This window comes from Pseudomonas sp. HN8-3 (assembly GCF_020790195.1).
Lineage (GTDB): Bacteria > Pseudomonadota > Gammaproteobacteria > Pseudomonadales > Pseudomonadaceae > Aquipseudomonas > Aquipseudomonas synxantha_A.
In genome coordinates this window covers 4,219,083-4,235,436 of record NZ_CP086206.1, presented here as the reverse complement: position 1 = coordinate 4,235,436, position 16,354 = coordinate 4,219,083, and the positions used below count along the sequence as shown (strand labels likewise).

General features: G+C 58.7%; 13 protein-coding genes. 11 read left to right on the top strand and 2 right to left on the bottom strand.

Features of this window, described 5'->3' with window-relative positions:
* Positions 1 to 27: 27 nt before the first annotated feature.
* Positions 28 to 819 carry a phenylalanine 4-monooxygenase gene (gene phhA / locus LJX92_RS18735; RefSeq protein ID WP_043049667.1) on the bottom strand — a complete coding sequence of 264 codons (792 nt, stop codon included), beginning with the start codon at positions 817 to 819 and terminating at the stop codon, positions 28 to 30.
* A gap of 257 nt (positions 820 to 1,076) precedes the next feature.
* Between phhA and LJX92_RS18730 the strand changes: the two genes are divergently transcribed.
* The gene (locus tag LJX92_RS18730) at positions 1,077 to 2,630 is read left to right on the top strand and encodes a sigma-54-dependent phenylalanine hydroxylase transcriptional regulator PhhR (RefSeq protein WP_005790109.1); all 1,554 of its coding nucleotides are present in this window, start codon (positions 1,077 to 1,079) and stop codon (positions 2,628 to 2,630) included.
* A 66-nt stretch (positions 2,631 to 2,696) separates the two neighbouring features.
* Here the strand turns inward: LJX92_RS18730 and LJX92_RS18725 are convergent, their stop codons facing one another.
* Positions 2,697 to 3,674, bottom strand: a complete 978-nt coding sequence (locus LJX92_RS18725) for a hypothetical protein (RefSeq protein ID WP_228308796.1) — start codon at positions 3,672 to 3,674, stop codon at positions 2,697 to 2,699.
* Positions 3,675 to 4,260: 586 nt separating this feature from the next.
* Between LJX92_RS18725 and LJX92_RS18720 the strand changes: the two genes are divergently transcribed.
* The 10 genes from LJX92_RS18720 (at position 4,261) to LJX92_RS18675 (ending at position 16,272) form a co-directional block, all read left to right on the top strand.
* A complete protein-coding gene (locus LJX92_RS18720; protein ID WP_032880052.1) occupies positions 4,261 to 5,001 on the top strand; it encodes a flagellar basal body rod protein FlgF in 741 nt (246 codons plus the stop codon).
* A gap of 62 nt (positions 5,002 to 5,063) precedes the next feature.
* On the top strand, positions 5,064 to 5,849 hold the full coding sequence (flgG, locus tag LJX92_RS18715; protein WP_005790105.1) for a flagellar basal-body rod protein FlgG: 786 nt from the start codon (positions 5,064 to 5,066) through the stop codon (positions 5,847 to 5,849).
* A gap of 53 nt (positions 5,850 to 5,902) precedes the next feature.
* The gene (gene flgH, locus LJX92_RS18710; protein ID WP_005790104.1) at positions 5,903 to 6,598 is read left to right on the top strand and encodes a flagellar basal body L-ring protein FlgH; all 696 of its coding nucleotides are present in this window, start codon (positions 5,903 to 5,905) and stop codon (positions 6,596 to 6,598) included.
* Positions 6,599 to 6,604: 6 nt separating this feature from the next.
* Positions 6,605 to 7,714, top strand: a complete 1,110-nt coding sequence (locus LJX92_RS18705; protein ID WP_371920236.1) for a flagellar basal body P-ring protein FlgI — start codon at positions 6,605 to 6,607, stop codon at positions 7,712 to 7,714.
* A 4-nt stretch (positions 7,715 to 7,718) separates the two neighbouring features.
* The gene (gene flgJ, locus LJX92_RS18700; protein ID WP_103733680.1) at positions 7,719 to 8,984 is read left to right on the top strand and encodes a flagellar assembly peptidoglycan hydrolase FlgJ; all 1,266 of its coding nucleotides are present in this window, start codon (positions 7,719 to 7,721) and stop codon (positions 8,982 to 8,984) included.
* Positions 8,985 to 8,994: 10 nt separating this feature from the next.
* Positions 8,995 to 11,040, top strand: coding sequence for a flagellar hook-associated protein FlgK (gene flgK / locus LJX92_RS18695; protein ID WP_005790099.1), 2,046 nt, complete (start codon positions 8,995 to 8,997; stop codon positions 11,038 to 11,040).
* Between the two features lie 14 nt (positions 11,041 to 11,054).
* The gene (locus tag LJX92_RS18690) at positions 11,055 to 12,665 is read left to right on the top strand and encodes a flagellar hook-associated protein 3 (protein WP_078821976.1); all 1,611 of its coding nucleotides are present in this window, start codon (positions 11,055 to 11,057) and stop codon (positions 12,663 to 12,665) included.
* Between the two features lie 276 nt (positions 12,666 to 12,941).
* Positions 12,942 to 13,871, top strand: a complete 930-nt coding sequence (locus LJX92_RS18685) for a ketoacyl-ACP synthase III (RefSeq protein ID WP_005790096.1) — start codon at positions 12,942 to 12,944, stop codon at positions 13,869 to 13,871.
* 264 nt (positions 13,872 to 14,135) lie between these two features.
* Positions 14,136 to 15,848, top strand: coding sequence for a flagellin (locus LJX92_RS18680; RefSeq protein ID WP_103733682.1), 1,713 nt, complete (start codon positions 14,136 to 14,138; stop codon positions 15,846 to 15,848).
* A 76-nt stretch (positions 15,849 to 15,924) separates the two neighbouring features.
* Positions 15,925 to 16,272: a flagellar protein FlaG gene (locus tag LJX92_RS18675; RefSeq protein ID WP_032880057.1), complete on the top strand. Its 348-nt coding sequence runs from the start codon at positions 15,925 to 15,927 to the stop codon at positions 16,270 to 16,272.
* Positions 16,273 to 16,354 lie beyond the last annotated feature (82 nt).

Genomic DNA, 16,354 nt, shown 5'->3' with positions numbered 1-16,354 from the left:
GACTCACCTGGCCTAAAAAGGCACAGCTCAAGCAGCCTTGGGCTTTGGCGGGAATTTCGGTGCGTGCAAGCCCAATTCCATACCGCGCTCGACCATGCCCATGATGTCTTCCTGCGCCACGTCGAACAGGCGCTTGAGTTCGGGCAATACGAAGTACAGCGGTTGCAGGATGTCGATACGATAAGGGGTGCGCATCGCTTCCAGCGGATCGAAGGCTTGGTGCTCGGGCTCATCCGACAAGCAATACACGCTTTCTTTAGGCGAAGACAGAATGCCGCCACCGTAGATGCGGCGCCCTTGGGGCGTGTCCACCAGGCCGAACTCGATGGTCATCCAGTACAGGCGCGCCAGGTACACCCGTTGCTCCTTGGTGGCCGCCAGGCCGAGCTTGCCGTAGGTGTGGGTGAATTCGGCGAACCACGGGTTGGTCAGCAGCGGGCAGTGGCCAAATATCTCGTGGAAAATATCCGGTTCTTGCAGGTAGTCCAGCTCTTCACGGGTACGAATAAAGGTCGCCACCGGAAATTGCTTGCTGGCGAGCAATTCAAAAAAGGTCTGGAAGGGAATCAGTGCGGGTACACGCGCGACTTGCCAGCCGGTGGTTTCGGCCAGCACCTTGTTGATTTCGCCCAACTGGGGGATGCGATCCAACGGCAGGCCGAGCTTGTCGATGCCGTCCAGGTATTCCTGGCAGGCACGGCCTTCGATCACTTTGAGTTGGCGAGTGATCAGCGTGTTCCATACCGCGTGTTCTTCTGGCGGGTAATGGATAAAACCTTGCGCATCGGGCTCGCGGGCCACGTAGTGCGTCTGCTTCATACGGCTCTCCTGCTAGGCATTCGTTCTTGTTATGTCCTGCGATGCACCTATTGATAACCCGAACAGCGCCGGATTCCATCGCGGTCTTGCCTGGGTGCGTAGGAAAAACTACCCGTTTTCGTAAAGTATTCGTTACGGGTGTAGGCCTTATCTGTGTCTTGGGCTGTGAAAAGGTGACGCGCTGTCACATAATCTTGACGACTATCTGCGCCCAGCGGCAAAAAGACGCGGTGCCTCCCTACTTTTCGAGCCTTTCCATGCGTATCAAAGTGCACTGCCAGAACCGCATCGGCATCCTGCGGGACATCCTCAACCTGTTGGTGGAGTACGGCGTCAACGTCGCCAAGGGCGAGGTCGGCGGTGAGCATGGCAATGCCATCTACCTGTTTTGCCCGAACCTGGTGAACATGCAATTCCAGGCATTGCGCCCGCAGTTCGAGGCGATTGCCGGCGTATTCGGCGTCAAAAGGGTGGGGCTGATGCCGAGCGAGCGGCGGCATATGGAACTCAATGCGCTGCTCGGCGCCCTTGAATTTCCGGTGCTGTCCATCGACATGGGCGGTTCTATCGTCGCTGCCAATCGTGCAGCGGCACAGTTACTCGGTGTGCGGGTGGATGAGGTGCCGGGTATTCCACTGTCGCGCTATGCCGAGGACTTCGATTTGCCGGAACTGGTGCGTGCCAGCAAATCGCGGATCAACGGCTTGCGGGTCAAGGTCAAAGGTGACGTGTTTTTGGCGGATATCGCCCCACTGCAATCCAGCGAGCATGACGACAGTGAGGCCATGGCCGGTGCCGTGCTGACCTTGCATCGCGCTGACCGTGTGGGTGAGCGCATCTACAACGTGCGCAAGCAAGAGCTGCGCGGCTTTGACAGCATCTTTCAAAGCTCCAAAGTGATGGCTGCGGTGGTCCGCGAAGCACGGCGCATGGCACCGCTGGATGCGCCGCTATTAATAGAAGGCGAAACCGGCACCGGCAAAGAACTGCTGGCCCGTGCGTGTCACCTGGCCAGCCCGCGAGGGCAGTCGCCTTTGATGGCCCTCAATTGTGCGGGGTTGCCCGAGTCGATGGCTGAGACTGAACTATTCGGCTACGGCCCCGGTGCTTTTGAGGGGGCGCGAGCGGAGGGCAAGCTCGGGCTGCTGGAGTTGACGGCGGGCGGTACCTTGTTTCTTGATGGCGTTGGTGAAATGAGCGCGAGATTGCAGGTGAAGTTGCTGCGCTTCTTGCAGGATGGGTGTTTCCGTCGGGTCGGCAGTGATGAAGAGGTGTATCTGGATGTGCGGGTGATCTGTGCGACCCAGGTGGACTTGTCGGAACTCTGCGCCCGGGGTGAGTTTCGCCAGGATCTCTATCACCGACTGAACGTGCTGTCGCTGCACATTCCACCCTTGCGTGAATGCCTGGACGGCCTGGCGCCCTTGGTCGAGCATTTTCTTGACCAAGCCAGTCGGCAGATCGGTTGCCCGCTGCCCAAGTTGGCGCCCGCTGCCATGGAGCGTCTTAGCCACTACCACTGGCCAGGCAATGTGCGGCAGTTGGAAAACGTGTTGTTTCAGGCGGTATCGTTGTGTGAGGGCGGCACGGTCAAGGTCGAGCATATTCGTCTGCCGGATTACGGCGTGCGTCAGCCGCTTGGGGATTTTTCGTTGGAAGGCGGTTTGGAGGATATCGTGGGGCGGTTCGAAAAGGCCGTGTTGGAAAGCCTGTACGCCGAGCACCCAAGCAGCCGGCAACTGGGTAAGCGCTTGGGTGTATCGCACACCACCATTGCGAATAAGTTGCGCGACTATAAGGTGATCAAGTAAGGGTATCGCGATGCTGGACACTGCGTCTTGTGAACGCAGTGTCCGATCTGACAACTGTCCAGTGTGTCAGCCGTAGACAATGTTGTACTGGCCTATTTCTTCAATCTTGCCTGTACTTTTGTCCCTCCAGGCCAGCGTTGTGTTTTCGTTGTCAATTTTAAAGAGCTCAATCAGGCTGTAGTTCTTGTCATGTTCCAAGTTGCTCAAACTTTTTTGAATCTCGGGAGAGAGTTTTCCGTACTTGCCGTTTTTCAGGTCCTTGGCAGTTACGCCGTAATCCTTGAATTGTTGGGCTTCGGAATTAGAATTCAACAGCTTTAATAAATCCGTACCGCTCGTTGGCGTCATATAGCCGTTTTCTGGCTGTTCAATAAATACAGGCCTGCCACCGTCGACGGGTGCCCAGAGGTAGGTCAATGCGTATCCGTTAAACTGAGTCACCATCCGGTAGTCCCTATGTTCATCCAGTTTCCCCAGTTCCTTGGTAATACTGGGGGAGAGTGGCCCATATTTGCCGCCAAGCAGATCCTTGGTGGTGATATCCATGTCCATACGGATCATGGCCTGTGGCAGTGTGTCGATAAGTTTATCCAGCGCCTTTACGGCCGGGTTCCAATGTTGATTTATTGGTGCGAATTCGTCTGCGAGCCTTGGAGAGACAAGATAACTTGGCCGCTGATCAGCATACCTGTCAGTAGGGTAGCTCCAGTCACGGCGCATGTCTGGTACGCGCCGCTCGGGAAGGTAGTCCCAGTCGCGACGCATTTGCGGCAAATCCCGGCCAGGGCGATAGTCCCAGTCTGGTTGCATGTCCGAGATGCGTCGGTCGGGGTAATAGTCCCTGGCACGGTGCATCTCTGGAAAGTATCGGTCAGGACGATAGTCTGAAACATCGGCCCTGTGCTCGTGGGTGCACGCGTGATAATGGGGCGCGGCCGATGGGTAGTTAGGTCGGTATACATCATGGTCCGGTCTGCCACCCGCTCTTGTAGGGAAGTAAGGAACACTGAAAGGCAGGGTGGGTACTTGTGAAGTAGTGGACATGATACTGATCCTGTAGTTAGTGATAGGTGTGTCGCAAACACGCAACTTTAAATACTCGGGGTGGTGATGTTGCGATGGGCAGAATTTACGCACGCAGTAGGGTGTGTTCAAGTTGTCGTTGTTTAGTAATTGTAAGCGTGTGTCGAGACGTTTTAATTTGGTGTAAGTGTCGTGAGATGTCCGAGAAAGCAAGCGTAAAAACATGTATTAACTAAATGCTCAAGCGCCTGATAAAGATGGGTTTCACTCGCTGTACGTGAATTTGAAATAATAAGTCTGGTAGTCACCGCGTGTGTATTAATAACCCATCGCAACATTTCCCTCGATAAGAGCGGCCCAGGAAGCTGAAATGGCGACGCACCGGCGTAATTCAGGCATGGGGAAGGCTTCGGGCGTCAGGTCTTGCCGCAAGCGGCATAAGTCCGCCGTTTTTTCGACTCTTGAGAGTGGGTCTGCTCGACGCTCCAGCCCTCAACCCCCCGTATTCAGGGGGCTCCTTCGTTTTTTTTAAAGTTGGTTCGCAAATTGCTTAAGCCTCCTCAGTACAGCGGTGGGCGGCAAGCGTCCGTCAGAAAGAGGAAAGAGCGTGGACAAGTACCTTTATGTGGCAATGACCGGCGCCAGCCAGAATGCACTGGCGCAGAAGGCCCATGCCAACAACCTGGCGAACATTTCCACCAACGGTTTCCAGCGCGACCTGGAGCAGGCGCGTTCGATGCCGGTGTTCGGTGACAGCTTTCCGGCGCGGGCATTTGCCATGACCGAGCGGCCGGCCACTGACTTCTCCCCGGGCGCGATGATCGAAACCGGTCGCGACCTGGATGTGGCCGTCAGCGGCGACGGCTGGATGGCCGTGCAAACCCCCGATGGCGGCGAAGCCTACGTACGCAGCGCGAGCATGAACGTGGATGCGCTGGGGGTGCTGCGTGCCGGCAATGGTATGCCGATCATGGGTAACGGTGGCCCGATTGCCGTGCCGCCCCAGCAGAAAATCGAAGTCGGTGCCGACGGCACCATCAGCATCCGCGCCATGGGCGAAGGCCCGCGGGTGATGGCGGAAGTGGACCGGATCAAGATGGTCCAGCCCGACCTCAAGAACATGACCAAAGGCCTGGACGGCACCATCCACACCAAGGATGGCCAGCCAGCCCAGGCCGATGCGAACGTCAAGCTGACTTCGGGCTTCCTGCAGGCGAGCAACGTCAATGCCGTGGAAGAAATGACCGCGGTGCTGGCGCTTTCCAAGCAGTTCGAGCTGCACATCAAGATGATGAACAGCGCTAAAGAAGACGACCAGGCCATGACGCGCGTCATGCAGATGAGCTGATTCAAGCCCATTAACTAATTTGCAACGTAGCGCCCACCACCCGGCGCACGAAGGAGAACAGCATGCTTCCGGCTCTATGGGTTGCCAAGACAGGCCTGTCCGCCCAGGACACCAACCTGACGACCATTTCCAACAACCTGGCGAACGTGTCGACCACGGGCTTCAAACGTGATCGCGCCGAGTTCCAGGACCTGCTCTATCAGATCAAGAAGCAGCCAGGTGCCCAATCGACCCAGGACAGCGAATTGCCGTCGGGCCTGCAATTGGGTACTGGTGTGCAGATCGTCGGCACCCAGAAAAACTTCAGCGCCGGTAACCTGCAGCAAACCGGCCAGCCGCTGGACATGGCCATCAATGGCCGTGGCTTCTTCCAGATCCTGCAACCGGATGGGACTACCTCATACACCCGCGACGGTACTTTCCACCTGGACTCCAACGGCCAGATCGTCACCGCCAACGGTTTCGCCCTGGAACCGGCCGTGGTGGTTCCGGCGGATGCCAAGACCTTTACCGTGGGCAACGACGGCACCGTGTCTATCACTGTGGCCGGCAACCCGGCGTCGCAAGTGATCGGCAACCTGCAAACCGCCGACTTCATCAACCCGGCCGGCTTGCAAGCGATGGGCAATAACCTGTTCCTGGAAACTGCCTCCAGCGGCGCGCCGCAAATCGGCACCCCGGGCCTGAACGGGTTTGGCACCACGCTGCAAAGCACCCTGGAAACCTCCAACGTCAGCACCGTTGAGGAGATGGTCAACATGATCACCACCCAGCGCGCCTACGAGATGAACTCCAAGGTGATTTCCACCGCCGACCAGATGCTCTCGTTCGTCACGCAAAATCTGTAATCACGTCTATGGGGCGCTCTTGACGGCGCCTGCAACACCATGAGGTAAGGGTCATGAATCGCTATGTTTCCGTTTTGGCATTGAGTGGGATCGCCGTGCTCGCGGGCTGTGTTGCCCCAACGCCAAAGCCCAATGACCCGTACTACGCGCCGGTGTTGCCACGCACGCCGCTGCCGGCGGCGGCCAATAACGGCTCGATCTACCAGGCTGGTTTCGAACAGAACCTGTACAGCGACCGCAAGGCCTTCCGGGTCGGTGACATCATCACCATCACCCTCAACGAGAAGACCCAGGCCAGCAAGAACGCCAACTCGCAGATCGGCAAGAACAGCAAGACCAGCATCGGCCTGACGTCGCTGTTCGGCGGTGGCCTGAACACCAACAACCCGCTGGGCGGTGGTGACCTGAGCCTGGACGCCGGCTACAGCGGCGACCGTGCCACCAACGGCAAGAGTGCGGCGGGGCAGGGCAACAGCCTGACCGGTTCGATCACCGTGACCGTGGCCGACGTATTGCCCAACGGCATCATCGCCATACGCGGTGAAAAGTGGATGACCCTCAACACCGGCGACGAGCTGGTGCGCATTGCCGGGATGGTCCGTGCCGATGATATTTCCACCGACAATACCGTGCCGTCGACGCGCATTGCCGATGCGCGCATCACCTACTCGGGGACGGGTTCGTTTGCTGATGCAAGCCAGCCGGGCTGGTTCGATCGTTTCTTCCTTAGCCCGCTGTTCCCTTTCTAGGTGGCCATTTTGAATTTCAAACAGCTGATGGCGACGGCGCTCTTGCTGGCCTTGAGCACTGTGGCCCAGGCCGAGCGGCTCAAAGATATCGCCAGTATTTCCGGCGTGCGCTCCAACCAGTTGATCGGCTATGGCCTGGTGGTGGGGCTCAATGGCACGGGTGACCAGACCACCCAGACGCCGTTCACCCTGCAGACCTTCAACAACATGCTGTCCCAGTTCGGTATCAAGGTGCCGCCAGGCTCGGGCAACGTGCAATTGAAGAACGTTGCCGCGGTGTCGATCAGTGCCGATTTGCCGCCATTCGCCAAGCCGGGCCAGGTGGTGGACATTACCGTTTCGTCCATGGGCAACTCCAAAAGCCTGCGTGGCGGCACCTTGCTGATGACGCCGCTCAAAGGTATCGACGGCAACGTCTACGCCATTGCTCAGGGCAACCTGGTGGTCGGCGGGTTTGACGCTGAAGGCCGCGATGGTTCGAAGATCACTGTCAACGTACCGTCGGCCGGGCGCATTCCCGGTGGCGCGACGGTTGAACGCACCGTGCCGAGCGGTTTCAACCAGGGCAACAGCCTGACCCTGAACCTCAATCGCTCCGACTTCACCACTGCCAAGCGCGTGGTCGACAAGATCAACGACATGCTCGGCCCAGGTGTGGCCCAGGCCATCGACGGCGGTTCGATTCGCGTCACCGCACCACTGGACCCCAGCCAGCGTGTGGACTACCTGTCGATCCTGGAAAACCTGGAGGTCGACCCTGGCCAGGCGGTGGCAAAAGTCATCATCAACTCGCGTACCGGCACTATCGTGATCGGTCAGAACGTCAAGGTCTCGCCGGCAGCGGTGACCCACGGCAGCCTGACGGTGACCATCACCGAAGACCCGATCGTCAGCCAGCCGGGCCCGCTGTCCAACGGCCAGACCGCCGTGGTCCCGCGCTCGCGGGTCAATGCCCAGCAAGAAGCCAAGCCGATGTTCAAGTTCGGCCCCGGCACCACCCTGGACGAGATTGTCCGTGCGGTGAACCAGGTGGGCGCAGCGCCCGGCGACTTGATGGCCATCCTCGAAGCTTTGAAACAGGCCGGCGCCTTGCAAGCCGACCTGATCGTGATCTGAGGCCATGGCCATGGATATGCGCAAGAGCGGCATCAGCAGCACGGCGGACTCGGGGTCTTACTCCGACCTGAATCGGCTTAACCAGCTGAAGGTCGGTGATGACAAGAACAGCGAAGGCAACATGCGCAAGGTGGCGCAGGAATTCGAATCGCTGTTCTTGAACGAGATGCTCAAGTCCATGCGCTCGGCCACCGATGCCCTGGGCAAGGACAACCCGTTGAACACCCCGGCGGCCAAGCAGTACCAGGAAATGTACGACCAGCAACTGGCGGTGTCGATGTCCCGCGAGGGCGGTGGTATCGGCCTGGCCGACGTGCTGATGCGCCAGATGCAAAAGAACAAACCGGTGGAGGCCCAGGCCGCCACCTTGCAAGGCCCGGCAGCGGATGGGCCGGTGAGGAAAGTCGATGTGCCGACCGAGATTGCTGCCGGTACCCAGGCTGAGGGCCCGTTGGGGCGCTCCAATGGGCAGCGTCCATTGTGGGCCTATCGCGTGGCCGAGCCGCAGGCCGGGGCCGTTGCGTCTCACAGCAACGACATGGAGCTGATGAACCAGCGCCGTATCGCCTTGCCCAGCAAGCTGACTGACCGTTTGCTTGCCGGCATCGTGCCCAGTACCCAGGTCGAGGCCAAGGCCGCGCCGCTGCGCAACAGTGCCGCCGATGACAACGTCATCAACAGCAGTGCGCGCACCTTTGCCATACCGAGCGGGCGCATGCAGGTGTATGGCCGCGCCATTGCCCAGCCACCGCTGGCACCGGCGAAGAAAGCCTTCAGCTCCCAGGACGAATTCGTTGCCACCATGCTGCCGATGGCCAAGGCCGCCGCCGCACGGATTGGCATCGATCCCAAGTACCTGGTGGCCCAGGCAGCGCTGGAAACCGGTTGGGGCAAATCGGTCATGCGTGCCGAAGACGGCAGCAGCAGCCACAACCTGTTCGGCATCAAGGCCGGCCAGAGTTGGCAGGGCGGCCAGGCCCGTGCGATCACCAGCGAGTTTCGCGATGGGGCGATGGTCAAGGAAACGGCGCAGTTCCGTTCCTACAGCTCCTACCAGGACAGCTTCCACGACCTCGTGACCCTGCTGCAAAGCCATGATCGCTATAAAGAAGTTGTGAAATCAGCCGACAACCCGGAACAGTTTGTACGCGAGTTGCAAAAAGCCGGTTATGCAACCGACCCGGATTACGCCAGCAAGATTTCGCAGATCGCAAAAACCATGAACAGTTACCAGAACTACGCTGCCGCTGGCGCAACCACACATTTATAAGGTCTGAACCATGAGTTTGCTCAGTATCGGGATGTCAGGGCTCAACGCCGCTCAAGGATCGCTGTCGGTCTTGAGTAACAACATCGCCAACGTGAACACCCCGGGGTATTCGCGTCAGCAGACCACGCAGAATACCAACGCGTCGAACCCGTTCGGCGGTGTGTTCATCGGCACTGGTACCACCCTGGCCGACGTGCGCCGGGTGTACAACGAATACCTGGACACTGCCTACCAGAACAGCACGGCCCTGAACAACGATGCCAAGGCGTATCTGGATCAGGTCGGCGCCGTCGACAAAGTGCTGTCGGACAAGACCACCGGTCTGTCATCGGTGCTCAGCTCGTTCTTCGCTACCCTGCAAACTGCAGCGTCCAACCCCAGCGACCTGTCGGCCCGCCAACTGCTGGTGACCAACGCCCAGACCCTGAGCAGCCGTTTCAACGCGATCTCGACGCAGTTGACCCAGCAGAAAGAGACTATCAACAACCAACTGAGCAGCATGAGTGAGCAGGTCAATCAATTGACCGCCTCGATTGCCTCGCTCAACAAGCAGATCTCCCAAGTGCAAGGCGCGTCTGGCAATGCACCGGCCAACCTGCTGGACTCGCGTAACGAGGCGGTACGCTCGCTCAATGAGCTGATCGGCGTAACGGCCACCGAGAAGAACGGCCAGTTCAGCGTGACCACCGGCAGCGGCCAGTCCCTGGTGGAGGGCGGGATCTCCAATACGATTTCCGCAGTGCCGAGCAAAACCGATAACAGCCAGTACACCATTCAGCTGGACATGAACGGCACCACCATGGACCTGGGCGGCGTCATCAGTGGCGGCAGCATCGGCGGCCTGTTGCGTTATCGCAGTGATGCCTTGATGCCCGCTATCAACGACCTGGGCCGTATCGCCATCGCAACCGCAGACACCATCAATAACCAACTGGGCCAAGGCCTGGACCTCAATGGTGACTTTGGCGTTTCGCTGTTCAAAGACATCAACAGTGCCGCCGCCATTGCTTCGCGCAGCCAGGGCGCCTCGGGCAACAGTGCCGGGGCCGGCAACCTGAATGTGACGATCAAGGACAGCAGTAAGTTGTCCACGTTTGACTACACCGTGACCTTCAGCGACAAGACCGACCCCAACAAGGTCACGGTACTGCGTTCGGACGGCAAGGCAATGGGCACCTTTGACATGGGCTCCACACCGCCGCCGACCATGGATGGCTTTACCCTGGCGCTGGACGGCAAGGGCGCCATGGCGTTTGGCGACAGCTTCAAAGTCAGCCCGACCGCCACCGGCGCAAGCGGTATGGGTGTAGCGCTCACCGATGCCAACAAGCTGGCGTTTGCCGGCCCGCTGGCGGGTACCAGCAGCAAGACCAACAGCGGCACAGGCACATTTACCCAGCCGTCGTTGACGGTGCCGCTGGACATCCATGGCGGCACCGACACCGCACAGTTGCGCGCCGGTATTGAAAACTCGATGCCGGTGAAGATGGTGTTTGGCAAGCCCGCCGCTGACGGCACGCAGTCGTATACGATCAGCGATTCCAAGGGCAACCCGATTGGCACTGGCTCAATCATCCCGGGGCAGGGCAACAAGATCACCGTCGACGTACCGATGCGCGACGCCAGCGGTGCAGCCATCCCCGGCAAGAGCTTCAAGTTCGACACCACCGTCAATGGCTCCCCGGCAGACGGCGACAGCACTACCTTCGCCTTCAACAGCGGCGGCAAATCCGATGGCCGAAACGCCCAGGAACTGCTGAACCTGCAAACCAAGGCCACCGTTGGCATGGGCGAGGGCAACGGGGGCACCAGCCTGGTGGGGGCCAATAGCAAGCTGGTCTCCACTGTCGGCGCCAAGGCCAGCCAGGCCGGGGTCGACAGCGCCGCCACCGGTGCGTTGCTGAGCGCCAATAAAGATGCGCGCAACTCGGTGTCCGGGGTCAACCTGGATGACGAAGCCGGCGACATGATCAAGTTCCAGCAGTACTACACCGCGTCGTCGCAGATCATCAAGGCTGCGCAGGAAACCTTCACCACACTGATGAATGCTCTTTAAGGGAGGCTGGGACGATGCGTATTTCTACACAGCAGTATTTCGAGACCAGCTCTGCCAAGTACCAGAGCAACTATTCCAGCGTGGTCAAGGCCCAGGACCAGGCCAGCACCGGTGTCCGTGTGCAAACCGCCGCGGATGATCCGGTAGCGGCGGCGCGGTTGCTGATGCTGCAACAGCAGAAAGATATGCTGGCGCAATTCAACGGCAATATCGACACGTTGAAGAACTCGCTGACCACCCAGGACGGCGTGCTGGAAAACATCAATATCGCGATTCAGCGGGCCAGTGAGCTGGCGTTGAAGGCGGGTAACGTTGGTATCAGCGACGCTGACCGCAAATCGACTGCCGCCGAGATCGGCGCCATTGAAGATCAGGTCCTGGGCCTGCTCAATACCAAGGACGCCAGCGGTAATTACCTGTTCTCCGGGAGCAAGACCGACACGCCTCCCTACACCCGCAACAATGACGGCACCTATAGCTACCAGGGCGATGACACGCCGTTGAGCCTGAAGGTGGCTGAGAACCTGTCGGTCGCCATGGGCAATACCGCCAAGAGCATGCTGGAAAGCTCGGCGAATACAGGTCGTACGCAAACGGCGCCGATCCTCGTGCCGCCAGCGATCGATGATGGCAAGGTCACCGTGTCTGCCGGGTTGATCGCGGCCAACACCAGCTATAACAGCAGTTTTTCCGACGGCCAGCCGTACAAGCTGACCTTCACCAGCAGCACCCAATATGTCGTAACGGACAATGCCGGCAAGGACATCACCTCGGAGATTCCGGGCAACGGCACTTTCGATGCCACCAAGGAAGGCGGTTCGAGTATCAATCTGCGCGGGGTCAAGTTTGACATCGGCTTGAACCTGGGCAAGGACGCACTGGGCAAAGACATACTGCCCGGCGCGCCATCGGACGCCATCGTCAAGGATCGCGAGTTCAGCCTGTCGGTAAAGCCGGACACCTTCAGTGTTTCGCGCACTCCGAGCAATCCGTCCACTGCGCAACTGAGCGGCGGCACGGTGAGCGATCCGGCGGCATACGCCAGCACCTTTCCCAACTCGGGTGTCGTCGTCAAGTTTGGCGCGGCCGGTGCCTATGATCTGTATGCGCAGCCGTATACCGCAGACAGTAAATCCATTGCCAGTGGCACCCTGGCAGCTGGTGCAACGTCAATCACGGCGGCGGGCGTGACCTTCGATGTCACCACCGCACCGGCGCCGGCAGCCGGCGACCAGTTTTCGATCAGTGCCACCAGCAACAAGAACGAGAATGTCCTCGACACCTTGAGCCATTTGCGCAAAATCCTGGAAACGCCGTCAGACGGCAACCCGGCGGCGCAAAAGGAGCTCAAGGATGTGGTGGCCAAGTCCATTGGCAACCTGACCAATGCCTACAGTCAGATCGACCAGGCGCGCGGTTCCCTGGGTGCGCGCCTCAATGGCCTGGATATTCAGTCCAAGGAAAACGTCAGCCTGGACCTGGCCAATACCACCACCATGAATGCCCTGGGCAATGTCGACTTCGCCGAGGCCGCCATCAACCTGAGCTTGCAGCAGACCATGTTGCAGGCTTCGCAGTTGGCCTTTGTGAAAATCTCGCAGTTGAGCCTGTTCAACAAGATGTGATCGGCGCTGTGCACGACGGCCCAGCCTGGAAACAGGCTGGGCCGTCGTCGTTTCCGTGGCGCAATTGTTGAAACGTTTTGCATAAACCACGCAAAATTGAGTGACCTGTGAGTCATAAAGCGCATCTTCACTGTATCGTGTGAAAAGGATAAGTCGTCACAGGGCCTTCATCGGGCGGCTTTCACCGGGATTTTTATGGGGTTATCCCCTTTATTGTCAGCACTTCCGGCATAGCCCGAGGGGTGTTCTCCAGCTATTTAGTATTGGGAAGCCACAATGATTGGCATAAAAAGCATCGCCAGTTACGTGCCGGCGGACGGGATCGATAACTACGCCCAGGGTGCCAAGTTCGCCAAGGATGAAGAATTCATCATTGGCAAGATCGGCTCGGCGTTCCTGCCGCGCAAGGAAGCTGCACAGGAGACTTCCGATCTGTGCGTCGAAGCAGTCAACGCCTTGTTTGCCAACAACCCCGAATTGAAGCGTGAGTCCATCGACGCGCTGATCGTCGTCACCCAGAACGGCGATGAAGAGGGCCTGCCTCATACCGCCGCCATCGTTCAGGACAAACTGGGCCTGCCTACCCACGTTGCCGCCTTCGATATTTCCCTGGGCTGCTCCGGCTACGTCTACGGCATCTACGCGATGAAGGGCTTCATGGAAGCCGCCGGCCTGAAAAACGGCCTGCTGATCACTGCAGACCCGTACTCGAAGATCGTCGACCCGGAAGACCGCAACACCACCATGCTGTTCGGCGATGCCGCCACCGCCACCTGGATGGGCGAAGATGCGCCGTGGTTGCTCGGCAAATCCAAGTTCGGCACCGACGGTTCCGGCGCGCCGCACCTCAAAGTCAGCGACGGCGTGTTCTTCATGAACGGCCGCCAGGTATTCAATTTCGCACTGCTGAAAGTGCCTGCGCACTTGCATGAACTGCTCGCCGAGTCGGACCTCAAGGCCGATGACATCGATGCGTTCTGCATCCACCAGGGCAGTGCGGCCATCGTCGATGCCGTGGCGCGTCGCTTTGAAGAGGCGCCGGTGGACAAGTTCATCAAGGACATGGTCGAGACCGGCAACACCGTGTCGTCGAGCATCCCGCTGCTGCTGGAAAAGCACGTGATGGACGCTACCTGGAAGCGCGTGGCAATCAGCGGGTTTGGTGTGGGCCTGTCGTGGGGCTCGGCGATTCTCTATCGCCCGTGATGTTTTAGCCGCTGCATAAAAAACGCCGATGATCCTTCGATCATCGGCGTTTTTTTATTGGCGCCAGAAAAGCCAATGAAACCGGGCTTCTGTGCCTGCATAAGCCCTTGAAATACAAGGGCTGGCACAGGGCTACTAAAAAAAATCAAAAAAATCCTCAAGCAACCGGCTGCCACGACGATAACTATTACGTAGGTTCTCTAGGCCACACCCGGCGGTCGCCAGGGCCGGAAGCCGCAGTATCCAAACCACGAGGATTTCGTCATGGCATTATCAGTAAACACCAACATCACCTCCCTGGGTGTCCAGAAGAACCTGAACAAAGCTTCCGACGCCCTGAGCCAGTCGATGAACCGTCTGTCCTCCGGCCTGAAAATCAACAGCGCCAAAGACGACGCTGCCGGCATGCAGATCGCCAACCGTCTGAACAACCAGGTCAAAGGCCTGAACGTTGCCATCGCCAACGCCAACAACGGCGTGTCGATTGCCCAGACCGCTGAAGGCGCGATGCAAGAATCCACCAACACCCTGCAGCGTCTGCGTGAACTCGCCCTGCAAGCGTCCAACGGTGACAAAAGCGACGCTGACCGTGTTTCCCTGCAGCAGGAATTCACCGCTAAAGTGGGCGAGCTGAACCGTATCGCCAGCACCACCACCTTCGGTGGTCGTAACCTGCTCGACGGCTCGTTCAGCAACGTAGCCTTCCAGATCGGCGCCAACGCCAACGAGACTATCTCGTTCGGTATGACCGACATCAGCTCGACTGCGCTGAAGGGTAACTACAAAGAAGCTGCTGTCGACGGTGCTGCGATGACTGGCCTGGCTGCTACTGCTACCGGTTCCGTATTGGGCAATAGCGCCCAAAGAACTGGTACAGCCGCTGCAGGGGCGACTGTTGCTACCGACGCATTCACCATCAACGGCACTGAAATTGCCCTCGGTGTTGCCGCTGCCGGTGTTCCAGCAGCTACCGCTGCACTGAACGCCATCAACGCTCAAACCGCAACCACTGGCGTTACTGCTACTGCCGATGCTGCGGGCGTCGTAAGCCTGACCTCGAAAAATGCCATCGTTCTGGGTGCCTCGGCAACCGGTGGTGCAACAGACGGCCTGGCCAAGCTCAATCTGGGTGCAGCGGGCACCGTTCCTTCGAACAACAACCTCAAGTCTGCCGGTGCTGTCTCGGTTAATGGCACTGCCGTGACTTGGGCTGCTAACGACACCATGGCAGCTGTGCTGACCAAGCTAGAAAACGCGGCAGGCGGCGCAGCTGCTGGTGCTTCGGCCACTTTTACTGACGGCCGTGTCAAGCTGACTTCGGGTAATGGCGCAGACATTAAACTGTCCAACACCTCCAGTGGTTCTCTGACGCAGTTGGGTCTGTCGGCTGGTACTACTCAAGCCAAGTTGACCGCTGACACCTCCATCGACGTGAACGGCGTTGAAGTCAAGTTCAAGAAAGGTGACACCGCTGACGCGATCGTTTCTTCGATCAACAGCGCCAGCACCGGTGTTCAAGCCAGCAAAAACGCTGACGGCACCCTGAACCTGTTCGCTGACAAAGACATCACCATCAAGGATGGTAGCGCCGGTACTGGCCTGGCTGCACTGGGTCTGACCGCTGTTGCAGCGGCCGGCACCAAAACCGCCGTCACCATGGAAACCAGCGTTTCTGACCTGAACATCCTGACTGCCGCTGCTTCGCAACAAGCTACCCAGGCTCTGGACGATGCCATGCAGCAGATCGACAGCCAGCGTTCGCAGCTGGGTGCCGTACAAAACCGCTTCACCAGCACCGTGGCCAACCTGCAGAGCATTTCGCAGAACTCCTCCGCTGCCAAAGGCCGCGTAGAAGACGCTGACTTCGCTTCTGAAGCCGCTGAGCTGACCAAGCAACAAACCCTGCAACAGGCTTCCACTGCGATCCTGTCCCAGGCCAACCAACTGCCATCCGCTGTACTGAAGCTGCTTCAGTAATAGCGCTAGCGGTTAAATAACGGGAGGGTGCGTTTGACGACGTGCCCTTCCGTTTTTTCAGTTTGGAGGTGGTGACATGGACATGAGCATCAAGCTGACCTCGTCTTACCCCGCAGGCACGGCCCCGGCCAACCTTGGCGCAGTGGTGACCCAGGCCAAGCCTGTGGCCAGCAATGAGCCGATCAAGAGTGAAGAGCCTCAGCGCGTGGCGCTGGAGAAGGCTGTTACCGATATGCGTGAGTTTGTGCAGGCTTCACAGCGCAACCTGGATTTTTCCATCGATGACTCTACCGGCAAGGTAGTGGTCAAGGTGATCGCCACCGACAGTGGTGAAGTGATTCGACAGATTCCATCGGAGACCGCGCTGAAACTGGCGCAGAACCTGAGCGATGCCGGCAGCCTGTTGTTTGATAGCAAGGCTTGAGTTGGCACGAAACATGTTTCTGATTGCGGTCTAGGCGTTTAAGCGCCAAAAAAACGGCCGCCGCAGGACAAGGAGAATGAAA

Bases quoted from the DNA above. Each gene is read 5' to 3' on its own strand.
- phhA (WP_043049667.1), bottom strand. From the start codon at position 819: ATGAAGCAGACGCACTACGTGGCCCGCGAGCCCGATGCGCAAGGTTTT.
- LJX92_RS18730 (WP_005790109.1), top strand. From the start codon at position 1,077: ATGCGTATCAAAGTGCACTGCCAGAACCGCATCGGCATCCTGCGGGAC.
- LJX92_RS18725 (WP_228308796.1), bottom strand. From the start codon at position 3,674: ATGTCCACTACTTCACAAGTACCCACCCTGCCTTTCAGTGTTCCTTAC.
- flgG (WP_005790105.1), top strand. From the start codon at position 5,064: ATGCTTCCGGCTCTATGGGTTGCCAAGACAGGCCTGTCCGCCCAGGAC.
- flgH (WP_005790104.1), top strand. From the start codon at position 5,903: ATGAATCGCTATGTTTCCGTTTTGGCATTGAGTGGGATCGCCGTGCTC.
- flgJ (WP_103733680.1), top strand. From the start codon at position 7,719: ATGGCCATGGATATGCGCAAGAGCGGCATCAGCAGCACGGCGGACTCG.
- flgK (WP_005790099.1), top strand. From the start codon at position 8,995: ATGAGTTTGCTCAGTATCGGGATGTCAGGGCTCAACGCCGCTCAAGGA.
- LJX92_RS18690 (WP_078821976.1), top strand. From the start codon at position 11,055: ATGCGTATTTCTACACAGCAGTATTTCGAGACCAGCTCTGCCAAGTAC.
- LJX92_RS18685 (WP_005790096.1), top strand. From the start codon at position 12,942: ATGATTGGCATAAAAAGCATCGCCAGTTACGTGCCGGCGGACGGGATC.
- LJX92_RS18680 (WP_103733682.1), top strand. From the start codon at position 14,136: ATGGCATTATCAGTAAACACCAACATCACCTCCCTGGGTGTCCAGAAG.
- LJX92_RS18675 (WP_032880057.1), top strand. From the start codon at position 15,925: ATGGACATGAGCATCAAGCTGACCTCGTCTTACCCCGCAGGCACGGCC.